Origin of the sequence: Streptomyces sp. NPDC052052 (assembly GCF_040680455.1) — a bacterium.
Taxonomy (GTDB): Bacteria; Actinomycetota; Actinomycetes; order Streptomycetales; family Streptomycetaceae; genus Streptomyces.
The window spans coordinates 49,902-62,486 of sequence record NZ_JBFAWU010000033.1; the positions used below are offsets into that span (position 1 = coordinate 49,902).

The window sequence follows — 12,585 nt, forward strand, 5'->3', positions numbered from 1 at the left end:
AGGCGCAGGATGGTGGGACCATGGGCGTGGGCACTACCGAGGTAAGGGGATAGATGGGCGTCGATTTCGGCCGTTATCGCGGCTCAGAGAGCAAATTTTCCCATTGGCTTCGCCGCCGGCCCAGACCGCAGCGGAACGAGGGCGACGAAACCGCTCGGGAGGCGCTGCTGCTCGCTGTCGCCCAGGCCGGAATGCCGATCGCACCCGCCGCCCATCCCGTCGGGTACCGATGTTCCTGCGAACGCATCGGCTGTCCCACCCCCGCGCGGCACCCGATCTCCTTCGCCTGGCAGACGCAGTGCACCACCGACCGCGCCCAGATCGAACGCTGGGCCCGCAGCCAGCCGCAGGCCAACTTCATCACGGCCACCGGCATGATCCACGACGTTCTCGACGTTCCGCTGGCCGCGGGCACCCAGGCGCTGGAGCGGCTCCTCGCCGCAGGCGTCGACGTCGGCCCCGTCGCCCGGTCCGGCGAGGACCGGATGCTCTTCTTCACCGCCACCCGTGGAACGCCCGAGGACGAGGACGAATGGTGGCCGTGCGAGCTGGACTGCCACCCCGAGACCATGGACGAGCATCCCGGACTGCGCTGGCACTGCCGCGGCAGCTACGTCCTGCTGCCGCCGGCCGAACTGCCCGGGGAACTGGACGTGCAGTGGCTGCGCGGCCCGGAGAACCCGCTGCCCGACCCGCTGACACTGCTGGAGACGCTCACCGACGCGTGCGCGCAGTATGCGGACACGGCGGATCAGAGCGATCTCGACCACGACGCGGTGACGTGGCCGCTGAGCCGCTGAGCCGGGTGAGTCGCTGAGCCGGGTGAGTCGCTGAGCCGTGTGAGCCGCCGGTGTGGCGGCCGGGCGGTCCGGCCGCCCGGCCGCCCCGGTCACGACCCCTTCGCCGACGTCAGGCCCGGCAGCCGGTTCAGCACGACCACCTTGTCGTCCGATGCGCCCTTCTTCGGGACGTACACCAGTTGGCCGGAGACCCGCTCCTTGGTGAGGGTGGACTTCACCTCACCGGTCAGCAGCGCCTCCACGTCCTCGTTGAGCGGCGGACGCAGCCCCTCGGCCGCGGTCTGCCGCTCGAAGTGCTTGCTGCTGAAGAAGATCAGCGCCCCGCCGTCGTCCGTGCGCAGGCCGAGCGGGGCGAACGTACCGCTCTTCAGCGGCTGGTCGATGTACTGGTACGAGAAGCCCGCGCGCCGGGTGGTGCGGCGTTCCTCCCGCCAGTCGGACGTGGCGGAGCCGGGTGCGAAGACGTCCGGGGTGCCCTTCTGCAGGTACTCCGTGTACCCGTCGCTCAGGTCCTTCGGGGCCAGTACCAGGTCGGTGCTGTCCACGGCCACCGGCTCGGCCCGTCCGTCGTCGTCCTTCGCGATGCGCGGCAGCGCCGACGGTGCGACGACCGACAGATAGGACGCCTTCCACCCGGCGCCGGGACCGGACTTGACGAAGACGATCAGCCAGCGGGTGTCCAGCTTGCCGTTGTCCTCGTCGCGGTTGGAATCGGTGTCCGCGAGGAACCACCGCGGCCAGCCGGCCTTCTTCGGGATGACATATGTGGCGTCGGTCAGCTCCAGCGGCGTGTGGTTCGCGTTGCCGTCCGGATGGTTCTTCTGCCGTGCCGTCAACCCGGCCTGGTTGATCGCCCCCAGCGCTCCCGTGACCCGGTCCGCGTCCAGAGCCGGGTCATAGGCCTTGTCCGCCGCGTTGTACGCGGCGGTGAAGGTCCTCAGGGCCTCGGCGGCCTCAGACCTTGTCGCGGTCGGAACCACTTCCAGCTCGCCGTGCACCGTCATGCACCCGGTCGCCGTCATGCTCAGCACCGTCGCCGTCACGAGCACCGTCGCCGGCCGAATCGGCCTCAGGCTTCTCATCCGCTGCTTTCCGCGCCTTCTGATCCGTCGCCCCCACGGAGGGGGCCGCTGACCGTCCGAACCCTACCGGGGCGAGGAACAGTGCGAGGGTGGGGATCAGATACAGCGCCCACACCGTGATCTGAAGGACGGTCGGGTCGGGCTGGAAGTTGAAGGTGCCCTTCAGCAGCGTGCCGTACCAGCTGTCCGGCGGGATGGCGCCGCTGATGTCGAACGCCTGGTTGTGCAGACCGCCGATGAACTCGGCCTCCTGCAAGTCGTGGACGCCGTAGGCGAGTACGCCCGCGGCGACGACCACCAGCATGCCGCCGGTCCAGGTGAAGAACTTCGCCAGGTTGATCTTCAGCGCGCCGCGGTAGAACAGCCAGCCCAGCACCACGGCGGCCGCGATGCCGAGGAAGGCGCCGATCATCGGGTGCCAGCCGTCGTCCGCCGCATGCACCGCACGCCACACGAACAGCGAGGTCTCCAGGCCCTCCCGGCCCACCGCGAGGAGCGCCGTGGCGACCAGGGCGCCGGTGCCCATCGCGAGTGCCGCGTCGAGCTTGCCGTGCAGCTCCGTCTTCAGATGCCGTGCGGTGCGCCGCATCCAGAAGACCATCCAGGTGACCAGGCCGACCGAGATGATCGACAGCGAACCGCCGAGCGCCTCCTGGGCCTTGAACGTCATCTCCTGCGAGCCGAACTCCAGGCCGGCGCCGAACGCCAGGCTGACCACGACCGCGATGCCGACCCCGATCCAGATCGGCACGAGCTTGTCCCGGTTGCCGGTCTTCACCAGATAGGCGATGAGGATGCAGACGACCAGGCAGGCCTCAAGCCCCTCACGCAGGCCGATCAGGAAGTTGCTGAACACGTCTCGGTTCTCCTTTTCTGCTTCGAGCCCCGTTACGAGAACAGCGCCCGGCCCCACCAGTCGTCCTTGTCGCGGACGCCCGGTGGCACGGCGAAGTGCGCCGAACCCACGTGCTGGATGTACTCGTTGAGTGCGTCGTGCGCGGCGAGACGCCGCTGCAACGGAATGAAGGCCTTGCGGGTGTCGCGCTGGTAGGCGAGGAAGAACAGCCCCGCGTCGAGCCGTCCGAGACCGTCCGTGCCGTCGGTGAAGGAGTAGCCGCGGCGCAGGATCATCGCACCGTCGTTGCTGTCCGGATGCGCGAGCCGCACATGCGCGGTCGGCAGCATCGCCTTCAGGAACGGCTCGTCGCGTTCCTTGGCCTTGCCGACCGGTGCGCCCTCGCCCTTGTCGCGGCCGAAGACGTCCTCCTGCTCCTGCAGCGGTGCCCGGTCCCAGGTCTCGATGTGCATCCGGATGCGGCGGGCCACCAGGTACGAACCCCCGGTCATCCAGCCCGCCTTGTCCTTCTCACCCACCCACACATGCGTGTCCAGGGAGGCGGTGTCGGTGCCGGAGATGTTCCGGGTGCCGTCCTTGAAGCCCATCATGTTGCGCGGGGTCTGGGCGTCCGGCGTCGTCGACGACGTCTTGCCGAAGCCCAGCTGGGACCAGCGGATCGCGACCCGGCCCATGCCGATCCTGGCCAGGTTGCGGATCGCGTGCACCGCGACCTGCGGGTCGTCCGCGCATGCCTGGATGCACAGGTCGCCGCCGCTGCGGGCCGCTTCGAGGTTGTCGCCGGGGAACTTCGGCAGATCGACGAGCGCCTCGGGGCGCCGGTCCGCCAGACCGAACCGGTCCTTGGCGAAGAGCGACGGGCCGAAGCCGATGGTGAGCGTGAGCCGGGACGGCTTCAGGCCCAGGGCCTCGCCGGTGTCGTCCGGCGGGGCCTCGGCCAGGCCGCCGTAGGCGCCGTCGCCGACCGCGTGACCGGCCGTCATCCGCTCGGCGGCCCGCGTCCACTCCTTGAGCAGTGCGACCAGTTCGGCGCGGTCCTTGGTCGTCACGTCGAACGCGGCGAAGTGCAGCCTGTCCTGTACGGCAGTGGCGATACCGGCCTGGTGGACACCGTGGAACGGCACGGCCGCTCCACTGTCGGAAGCCGGTACCGCGTCGCTCTGCGTGTGCACCGCGGCGACCGCGCCACCGCCGGCAACCGCGCCCAGCGCCAGTCCGGCGCCGCCCCAGCCCAGCAGCGCCCGGCGCGACGGCGCGGAGCTGCCGGGACCCGCCGACGCCGGTGCGGCGTCGGCGGTGTCCTCCGTACGGTCGGACATGACCCAGGCCTCCCCGCCGGTTACTTCGTGACCGCGGCGGCGAGCTGGGACAGCGGCTCGGCGAGCGCGTTGACCGCGTCCGACAGCTCCTTGCGGTCCGCCTTGCCGACCTTGTCGTAGGAGGTGAACTCGTAGGAGTTCTTGTCCGTGCGGTACTTGTCCAGCAGCGTGTTCAGCGCCGCGAACTGCTTGTCCAGGGACGCGGTCAGAGCCGCGTCGTTCTTCGAGGCGATCGGCTTCAGCAGCTCGTAGGACTTCTGCGCGCCCTCGACATTGCCCTTGAAGTCGATGAGGTCGGTGTGGCTGTAGCGCTCCTCCTCACCGGTCACCTTGCCGGTGGCGACCTCGTCGAGGAGCTCCTTGGCGCCGTTGGCCATCGAGGTGGGAGTGATGTCCGCCGTGCCGACCCGCTTCTGCCAGTCGACCAGGTCCTTGTAGAGCTTCGGGGCGAGGGCCTTCTCCTCGGCGCCCAGCTTCTTGTCCTGCCACAGCGCCTTCTCCAGGCGGTGCCAGCCGGTCCACTCCTGGCCGTCCTCCAGGCCGTCCTCGCGGATGTCGACCTTCGGGTCGATGTCACCGAAGGACTCGGCGACCGGCTCGGTGCGCTCCCAGCCGAGCCGGGAGTCGGCGTAGGCCTTCTTGGCGGCCTCGATGTCACCCGCGGCGACGGCGTCGGTGAACACCTTGACCTTCGGCAGCGTCTCGTCGGCCTGGGCCTGGACGTAGGTGCGGTAGGCGGCGACGGCCTTGTCCATCTCGGGGCTGCGCTTGGCCGCGTTGGCGCCGGTGACCTGGATCTTCTGGCGGATGCCGCTGCCCTTCATACCGGGCTTGCAGGCGATCTCGTACGAACCCGCCTTGATCTCGGCCGTGATGGTGGCCTTGGTGCCGGGGCCGATGTTCTCGCGCTCGGCGACGATGCGGTCGTCCGGGAACAGGACGTAGACCTCGGTGACCTTCGATCCCTTGTTCTGCACGGCCAGCTCGACATGGCCGGCCGGCAGCTTCTTCTTCGACACCTCGCAGGAGTCGTCCTTCGCGACGACCTGCACGGAGCCCTCGCCCTTGCCGTCGCTCTTCTCTGCACAGCCCGTGACGGCGGTCAGGGCGGCCACGGTCGCGGCAGCGGTGACGACGGAGAAACGAACGGCTTGCATGCGGGCTCCACAACACGAAGGTGAAGATCGGACAGAATCAGGTGAGGCGAACCTAATTTAGTCGAGGCTTACCTCACCCGTCCCCCCGCATGCAGTGATTAGGCTCTCATCCGCCCGTGCCGGATACGAGGTGATTACGGACGACCTCCTAACGACCCACTGCTTGGTCAAGAAAGGGTCAAAAAGATCTTTTCGGCACGACCAGCGGCGCCCCGGTCCGCGGATGCGGGAAGACCTCGACCGGCTGCCGGTAGACCTCACCGAGCAGCTCGCCCGTGAACACCTCGGCAGGCGGGCCCGTCACCGCGATCCGGCCCCCGTGCAGCACCGCCGCCCGGTCCGCGTACGCCGCGGCCAGCCCCAGGTCGTGCAGCACGACGACGACCGCGTCACCGGCGGCGGCCCGCTCCCGACAGATCCTCAGGACCAGTTCCTGGTGGCGCAGGTCGAGCGCCGCGGTCGGTTCGTCCAGCAGCAGCAGCGGGGCGCGCTGAGCCAGCACCCGGGCCAGTGCCACCCGGGCCCGCTCGCCGCCGGACAGGGCGGAGAAGGGGCGCCCGGCGAACGCGGTCACCTCGGTGGCCGCCATCGCAGCCGTGACGGCCTCCTCGTCCTCGTCCGCCCGCTCCGTCCCGGCCCACGGCGCCCGGCCCATCCGGACGACGTCCTCCACCGGGAACGGGAACGACAGCGCGGCGGACTGCGGCAGGACGGCCCGGCGCAGGGCCAGCTCGGGGGCCGGCCAGTCGGCGGCCGGGCGCCCGTCGATCCACACCCCGCCGTCCCCGGCGGGCAGGTCGGCGGCCAGTGCCGCCAGCAGGGTCGACTTCCCGGCCCCGTTGGGCCCGACCAGGGCCAGCACCTCGCCCGCGCACGCGGTCAGTTCGATGGCGTCGAGCACCGTTCGCTGCCCCAGCCGCACACACAGGCCGCGCGCCTCGGCGACGGGGGAGCCGACGGGGACCGGAGCGGGCAGCAGCCGGCCCCGGGCCCGGAACAGGTTCTTCAGGGGGCTCATGCCCAACCACCTTGCTTACGACGGGTCCGGCGCAGCAGCCAGAAGAAGAACGGGCTGCCGAAGAGTGCGGTGAGCACGCCCAGGGGCAGTTCGGCGGGATCGGCGACGGTACGGGCCGCGAGATCACCGGCCATCAGCACCAGGGCGCCGCCGAGCGCGCTGCCGGGGACGAGGAAGCGGTGCCCCGGGCCGTTCGCCATGCGCAGCAGATGCGGAACCAGCAGCCCCACGAAGGAGATGATCCCGGCGACCGCCACCGCGGCCGCCGTCAGCAGCGCCACGACCAGGACGAGCACGACGCGCAGCCGCTCCACGTCGACGCCCAGATGTCGGGCGGGCCGCTCGCCGAGCGCGAGGAGGTCCAGCTTCCGGGCGTAGAACGGCGCGACGACCAGTCCGGCCACCGCGCACGGCAGCACGGCGAGCACCTTGGGCCAGGTCGCCTGGGCCAGCGAGCCCAGCTGCCAGAAGGTGATCTGCGAGACCTGGGCGTTGTCGGCGAAGAAGATGAACAGTCCGATCAGCGCGCCCGCGAAGGCGTTGACCGCGATGCCGGTCAGGATCAGTGTCACGACCTCGGTCCGCCCGCCCGACCGCGACAGCGCGTACACCAGCACCACGGTCGCGAGCCCGGCGGCGAACGCGCAGACCGTGATGGTCCAGTTGCCGAAGAAGTTCAGCCCGAACGTGATCGAGGCGACCGCGCCGACCGCCGCCCCGGAGGAGATCCCGATCACACCCGGTTCGGCGAGCGGATTGCCGAACACGCCCTGCATCAGGGCGCCCGCGCAGCCCAGCGACGCCCCGACGAGCAGGGCGAGGACGACCCTCGGCAGCCGTACGTTCCACAGCACGCTCTCGCCGACCCGGTCCAGCGCGGCTCCGCCGAGACCGAGCCGGTGCTGTACGGAACCGAGGACGTCGCCGAGCGGGATGCTGTACGCGCCCAGCCCCGCGGAGAGCAGGGCGCACACCACGAGGGCGGCGAGCAGCCCCGCGGTCAGGACGGTGCCGGTGGGGCGCCCGGTCCGGGACGGTGCGGGGGAGTGGTCCTCGGGCGGCGGCTGCGGGGTGCCGGGCCGGGTGCCCGGCTCGTACGAGGTGGTCACGACTCCGTCCCGCCCTCCGGGTAGAGCTGTGCGACCAGTTCGCCCAGCACCCGGTCCGTGCGCGGCCCGTAGTTGAGCAGCACGCCGTCGTCGACGGAGACGATCCGCCGGTCCAGTCCGGCCGGGGTCTCGGCGACGCCCGGGATCTTCACCAGGCCGTCGACGCCACCCACGGACTCGAGCCCCTTGGTCATCACCAGGATGGCGTCGGGGGCGGCCTTGGCGAGGGCCTCGCTGGTGATGGCGGTGAAGTCCTTCTTCAGCCCGGACGCCTTGCCCGCGTCCACCGCTCCCGCCGCTTCGAGCAGCGAACTCGCCCCGGACTCCCGGCCGCCCAGCAGATAGACGGAGGCCGAACCGCGCAGATAGAGGAAGGCGACCCGCGGTTTCGTGCGCCCGTCCGCCGGGGCGGGCACGGACTTCTGTACGGCTTCGATCCGGGACCGGGTGCGCTCGGCGAGCTCGGTGCCCGAGTCGGGAACGCCCAGGGCCGCCGCCACGGTGTCGATCCGGCTCTCGACATCGGCGAGTTCCTTGGCCGGTTCGACGACCAGGAGCGGAATGCCGGCATCGCGGATCTGGCCGATGGCCTCCGCGGGGCCGGTCGTGGTGTCGGCGAGGACGAGGGTCGGCTTCAGCGACAGCACGCTCTCCGCGGAGACGTCATGGGCGCGGGTCACCACCGGGAGCTTCGCCGCCTGTTCGAAGGTGGTGGTGACGTCACGGGCCACGACGTGCTCGCCGAGGCCGAGTGTGAAGACGATCTCACTCAGGCTGCCGGTCAGCGGAACGATCCGGTCCGCCGAGCGGACGGTGACCTTCGCGCCGTCCGCCGATGTCACCGTGACCGGCAACTGCGGCTTCGGCACGGTGGACAGGGGCTCCACCCGGTCGGCCACGGCGGCCTCTGCGGAGGCGGCGGGGGTCCCCGTGTCCGTACCGCCGCCGCAGCCCGTCAGGGCGAGGGCCAGGGCGGCGACGGCCGCCATCGCACCCCAGGGGCCACGGCTCCGGACCGGACCGCGTCCTGGCCGCGGGGCGCCCGGTTCCGGTGGGGCGAAGTGCTGTGAGGAGCGCACGGGGCACCGTCCTGTCGTTCTGCGGTGAGCAGTTGGTCATGGTCTGCGAGCAATGCGGTGGAAAGGGGTACCACCAGGAGGTGGATGTTGCTTAGGTTAGCCTTACCTGACTTTCTCGATTTCGGAGGGGCTCCATGCTGCCGTTCAGACCTGCCCGCGCGCTTGCCGTCGCGCTTCTCGCGGTCCTGCTGGGAGCCCTGCTCCCGGCCACCGCCGCGCAGGCGGCGAGCCGCACGGTGCAGGGCGGCAGGCTGGACTGGGGCATCAAGTCCTCGTTCCAGAGCTATGTCACCGGCCCTGTTGCGAACGGCAGTTGGAGCCTGACCGGGGGTGCCGCCACGGTCGGCGGCAGTCAGTTCCGCTTCCACTCCGCCACCGGCTCCTACGACCCGGACACCGGCGCCTTCGTCTCGGCGTTCTCCGGCGGGGTCCGCTTTGTCGGCCACCAGAAGTCGGGCGGCGGCTACCAGCTGGACCTCACCATCAGCCGCCCCACCGTCCGTATCGCGGGCGGCGGCGGGACCCTGTACGCCGACATGGTCAGCAAGGACCGGGCGAGTGGTCGTGTGACCTCGTCCGCCCAGGTGCCGCTCGCGACGCTCGGTCTCTCCGGGATCGACATGAGGGGCGGGTCCACGCCCATCGTCCTGCGCACGATTCCGGCGACACTGACGTCACAGGGCGCCAAGGCGTTCGCCGGCTACTACACGGCCGGCACGGCCCTCGACCCGGTCAGCCTCTCCGTGGACACCGTCGCCCCGGCCCGGCAGCAGGCCGCGTCCCCGTCCCCGACGAAGTCGGCGTCCGCCAAGAAGCCCGAGAACTCCGAGAAGTCGGAGAAGTCGGAGAAGAAGGCGGGACGTTTCGAGGACGCCGCGGTCGACTGGGGGGTGCGTCGCACCTTCCGCGAGTACGTCACCGGCGCCATCGGCAAGGGGGAGTGGACTCTCGCCGACGGCGCCCAGGACGGCGGGGCACTCTTCCGCTTCCCGCGGGGCGAGGGCACCTACGACCCGAAGAAGCAGACCCTCGACGCCCGTTTCGCGGGCAGCGTCCGCTTCACCGCGGCCGACGGGCTCGACCTGAAGCTGTCGGCGGTCGCGGTGCGGGTGCGGGCGGGCAAGGGCACGCTCTCGGCCGACGTCCTGAGCGACGGCGACCGGCGCAAGTCCGTCCCCCTCGTCACCTTCACCGCGAAGGACTTCACGCCGAAGGACGGTCTCGCCGTCCTCACCGAAGCCCCCGCCGTCCTCACCGCCGACGGTGCCAAGGCCTTCGGCTCGCTCTACCGGGCCGGCACCGCGATGGACCCGGTCTCGCTGGCCGTCGCCGTCGACACCGGCGCCGAACTGCCCGCCCTGCCCGACCTGGGCAGCAGCCCCGAACCCTCCGACCCGCCCGCGAAGAAGACCGGGACCGCCACCGCGGCGTCGACGGCCGACACCGGCTCCGGTTCCCGCACCGGTCTGTATCTCGGCATCGGCGGCGCGGGCGTCCTCGCCGCCGCGGCAGGCGCGTTGTACCTCGCCCGCCGTCGCAGCGGCACCCGGGACAACGAACAGAACCGGACCCCCTGAACTCCCGCCCCCTGTCCCACCCCTTTCCCACCCCCGGCTTCACCTCCCAAGGAGACCACCGACCATGGCAGCCACCCGCCGCCCCATAGCTCTCGCCGCCGCCGTCGCCACGGCAGCCACCCTCGGCGCGACCGTCTTCGCCCTTCCGGCGCTCGCCGTCGGCAACACCGCCTCCGCCAAGACGGCCGCCTCGGCGCCGCAGATGGATCTGACGGACGGCACGCTGGAATGGGGCTTCAAGGAGTCCTTCCGCAAGTACCTCGCCGGGCCGTACTCCGGCGGGAAGATCACCGTCAAGGACGGCGCCACCCAGGCAGCCGACAACGGTGTGTTCACCTTCGTCGACGGCAAGGGCAGCTACGACACGTCCACGCACGGCACCGACACCGCCTTCCAGGGCAGCGTCAACTTCTACGCGCACGGCGGCGTTCTCGACATCACGCTCTCGGACCTGAAGCTCTCCACGTCCGGTACCGGCGGCGCGATCACCGCCGATGTCACCACCCCGGCAGGCACCGTGGACGACGTGTCGGTCGCGGAACTCGACCTCTCGGCGGTGCGGCCGGGCCAGGGCGCGAACGGTGCGATGGTCTTCAAGGACATCCCCGCGACGCTGACGAAGGCGGGCTCCGAGGCCTTCAACGGCCAGTACAAGGAGGGCGACGCGCTCGACCCGGCCACCCTCGCGGTGACGCCGGTCGCCGCCTCCACCGAGGAGCCGACCACCGAGCCCACGCAGGAGCCCAGCACCGACCCGAGCACCGACCCGACCGACGAGCCGAGCACGGAGCCCACGCAGGAGCCCACCTCGACGGCGTCCCCGTCCGCCGCTCCGTCCACCTCCGCCCCGTCCTCCTCCGCCCCGTCCGCCGTCGACGGCGCGATCGTCGACGGCACCCTGGACTGGGGCGTCAAGAAGTCCTTCCGTACGTACATCACGGGCCCGATCGCCAACGGCAGGGTCGAGACGACCTCCGGCGCCACCGCCTCCGGCGACGGCTACCGCTTCCCGGACGCCACCGGCACCTTCGACGCCGACCAGCAGACCCTCAGCGCCGACTTCGCCGGCCAGGTCCGCTTCCTGGGCCACGAGTCCAGCGGCTCCTACGCCCTCGACCTCTCCTTCACCGGCCTCCAGATCCGGGTGAACGGCACGAAGGGCAGCCTGGTCGCGGACGTCTCCGCCAAGGACCGCGAGACCGGAAAGACCACCACGTACACCGGCCTGGCCATCGCCGACCTGAAACTGCCGAAGGGTGAACTCGCCGCCGAGGACGGTGTGGTGACCCTCTCGGCCGTCCCGGCGACGCTCACCGCCGACGGCACCAAGGCCTTCGGCGGCATGTACCAGGCGGGCGAACAGCTCGACGCGCTGACCGTCGCGGTCGCCCTCGACGAGAACGCCGAACTCCCGAGCGGCAGCAGCTCCACCGGCTCCACCGGCTCCACCGGCTCGGCCGGCCAGGCCGGTGACACCACCGCCAGCGGCACCGGCAGCGTCGGCAGCGGTTCCGTGGGCGGTTCGGTCGGCGGTTCCGGCTCCCTCGCCGCCACCGGTTCCGACGTCCCGACGGGTGCTCTGCTCGCCGCCTCGGGTGTCGTGGTGGCGGCCGGCGCCGGCGCCGTGATCGCCGCGCGCCGTCGCCGTACCGCCTGACCGTTCCCCGGCAGCGGACACCACCGCCCGGTGACGACCCACTCGTGGGGCCGTCACCGGGCGGTGTTGAATGCGCACGTGAGCGACAGCGACTTCGACGTTCCCGCAGGCATCGACGTACTGCGGGTGTTCTGCGGCCCCGACGGCCGGCACGGCAACCCCCTCGGCGTCGTACGCGACGGGCGTACGTACCCCGACGAGGCGTCCCGGCAGGCTCTGGCCCGCCGACTCGGCTTCAGCGAGACCGTGTTCGTGGACGACCCCGAGCGCGGGCACGTCGACATCCACACCCCCGGACTCCGCCTCCCGTTCGCCGGCCATCCGCTCGTCGGCACCGCCTGGCTGCTCGATCTGGAGATCCTGGAGCTGCCCGTCGGAGAGGTGTTCGCCCGCCAGGACGGGGAGTTCACCTGGATCAGCGCCCACCCCGCGTGGGTGCCGCCGCGCACCCTGGAGCAGTACGCGTCGGTCGCCGAGGTCGAGGCACTGACCGGCCCGCCGCCCGGCGAGGGCTGGGTGTACGTCTGGGCCTGGGAGGACGAGGCGGCGGGCCGGGTCAGGGCGCGGGCGTTCCCGCGGCGTATGGGCGGCATCGTGGAGGACGAGGCCACGGGCGCGGCGGCCCTGCTGCTCAGCGACCGGCTCGGCCGCGCCCTCAACATCACGCAGGGACGCGGCTCCCAGATCCTCACCGCGCCCGGACCCGACGGCAGGGTGGAGATCGGGGGTCGCGTCCTGCTGGCCGTTCGTGGCTGAGGGCTTGAGGGCCTGGGGGGGGCGAGCGCTTGAGCGGCATGGCGGACCCGGAAACGCCGACGTGGTGTGACGCGTTGACCGGGATTCCGAAATGTTTTCGGCCGACATCGACGGCGACGTGCTGGTATTCGACGCTTCTTCAAATATTAGGCTTGCGGGAAATAGTGATACGGAT

11 protein-coding genes are annotated in these 12,585 nt (G+C 71.1%); 4 read left to right on the forward strand and 7 right to left on the reverse strand.

Annotation, left to right across the window (positions count from 1 at the left end; genetic code table 11):
• Nucleotides 1-53 precede the first annotated feature (53 nt).
• Nucleotides 54-800, forward strand: coding sequence for a bifunctional DNA primase/polymerase (locus AB0L71_RS30235; RefSeq protein WP_365249018.1), 747 nt, complete (start codon nucleotides 54-56; stop codon nucleotides 798-800).
• A gap of 89 nt (nucleotides 801-889) precedes the next feature.
• Here AB0L71_RS30235 and AB0L71_RS30240 read toward each other — a convergent pair whose 3' ends face one another.
• The 7 genes from AB0L71_RS30240 to AB0L71_RS30270 all read right to left on the reverse strand — a co-directional run bounded on the left by AB0L71_RS30240 (nucleotide 890) and on the right by AB0L71_RS30270 (nucleotide 8,420).
• Nucleotides 890-1,822, reverse strand: coding sequence for a hypothetical protein (locus AB0L71_RS30240; RefSeq protein WP_365249021.1), 933 nt, complete (start codon nucleotides 1,820-1,822; stop codon nucleotides 890-892).
• A complete protein-coding gene (efeU, locus tag AB0L71_RS30245; protein ID WP_365249024.1) occupies nucleotides 1,755-2,738 on the reverse strand; it encodes an iron uptake transporter permease EfeU in 984 nt (327 codons plus the stop codon). The genes AB0L71_RS30240 and efeU overlap by 68 nt, the downstream gene beginning before the upstream one ends.
• Before the next feature lie 32 nt (nucleotides 2,739-2,770).
• Complete coding sequence (efeB, locus tag AB0L71_RS30250) at nucleotides 2,771-4,057, reverse strand: iron uptake transporter deferrochelatase/peroxidase subunit (RefSeq protein WP_365249027.1); 1,287 nt, start codon at nucleotides 4,055-4,057, stop codon at nucleotides 2,771-2,773.
• Between the two features lie 20 nt (nucleotides 4,058-4,077).
• Nucleotides 4,078-5,214 (reverse strand): iron uptake system protein EfeO, encoded by a 1,137-nt coding sequence (gene efeO, locus AB0L71_RS30255; RefSeq protein WP_365249030.1) that lies wholly within the window; start codon nucleotides 5,212-5,214, stop codon nucleotides 4,078-4,080.
• Nucleotides 5,215-5,392: 178 nt separating this feature from the next.
• Nucleotides 5,393-6,232 (reverse strand): heme ABC transporter ATP-binding protein, encoded by an 840-nt coding sequence (locus tag AB0L71_RS30260; protein WP_365249033.1) that lies wholly within the window; start codon nucleotides 6,230-6,232, stop codon nucleotides 5,393-5,395.
• Nucleotides 6,229-7,341, reverse strand: coding sequence for an iron ABC transporter permease (locus tag AB0L71_RS30265; RefSeq protein ID WP_365249036.1), 1,113 nt, complete (start codon nucleotides 7,339-7,341; stop codon nucleotides 6,229-6,231). The genes AB0L71_RS30260 and AB0L71_RS30265 overlap by 4 nt, the downstream gene beginning before the upstream one ends.
• Nucleotides 7,338-8,420 carry an ABC transporter substrate-binding protein gene (locus AB0L71_RS30270; protein ID WP_365249039.1) on the reverse strand — a complete coding sequence of 361 codons (1,083 nt, stop codon included), beginning with the start codon at nucleotides 8,418-8,420 and terminating at the stop codon, nucleotides 7,338-7,340. Before AB0L71_RS30270 ends, AB0L71_RS30265 begins: the two co-directional genes overlap by 4 nt.
• A gap of 134 nt (nucleotides 8,421-8,554) precedes the next feature.
• On the opposite strand from AB0L71_RS30270, the gene AB0L71_RS30275 reads away from it, so the two are divergent.
• The 3 genes from AB0L71_RS30275 (at nucleotide 8,555) to AB0L71_RS30285 (ending at nucleotide 12,410) form a co-directional block, all read left to right on the forward strand.
• Complete coding sequence (locus AB0L71_RS30275) at nucleotides 8,555-9,997, forward strand: HtaA domain-containing protein (protein WP_365249042.1); 1,443 nt, start codon at nucleotides 8,555-8,557, stop codon at nucleotides 9,995-9,997.
• A 64-nt stretch (nucleotides 9,998-10,061) separates the two neighbouring features.
• Nucleotides 10,062-11,654, forward strand: coding sequence for an HtaA domain-containing protein (locus AB0L71_RS30280; RefSeq protein WP_365249045.1), 1,593 nt, complete (start codon nucleotides 10,062-10,064; stop codon nucleotides 11,652-11,654).
• 78 nt (nucleotides 11,655-11,732) lie between these two features.
• Complete coding sequence (locus AB0L71_RS30285; RefSeq protein WP_365249048.1) at nucleotides 11,733-12,410, forward strand: PhzF family phenazine biosynthesis protein; 678 nt, start codon at nucleotides 11,733-11,735, stop codon at nucleotides 12,408-12,410.
• The last annotated feature ends 175 nt before the right edge of the window (nucleotides 12,411-12,585 follow it).

Bases quoted from the DNA above. Each gene is read 5' to 3' on its own strand.
- efeO (WP_365249030.1), bottom strand. From the start codon at position 5,214: ATGCAAGCCGTTCGTTTCTCCGTCGTCACCGCTGCCGCGACCGTGGCC.
- AB0L71_RS30280 (WP_365249045.1), top strand. From the start codon at position 10,062: ATGGCAGCCACCCGCCGCCCCATAGCTCTCGCCGCCGCCGTCGCCACG.
- AB0L71_RS30240 (WP_365249021.1), bottom strand. From the start codon at position 1,822: ATGACGGCGACCGGGTGCATGACGGTGCACGGCGAGCTGGAAGTGGTT.
- efeB (WP_365249027.1), bottom strand. From the start codon at position 4,057: ATGTCCGACCGTACGGAGGACACCGCCGACGCCGCACCGGCGTCGGCG.
- AB0L71_RS30275 (WP_365249042.1), top strand. From the start codon at position 8,555: ATGCTGCCGTTCAGACCTGCCCGCGCGCTTGCCGTCGCGCTTCTCGCG.
- AB0L71_RS30260 (WP_365249033.1), bottom strand. From the start codon at position 6,232: ATGAGCCCCCTGAAGAACCTGTTCCGGGCCCGGGGCCGGCTGCTGCCC.
- AB0L71_RS30235 (WP_365249018.1), top strand. From the start codon at position 54: ATGGGCGTCGATTTCGGCCGTTATCGCGGCTCAGAGAGCAAATTTTCC.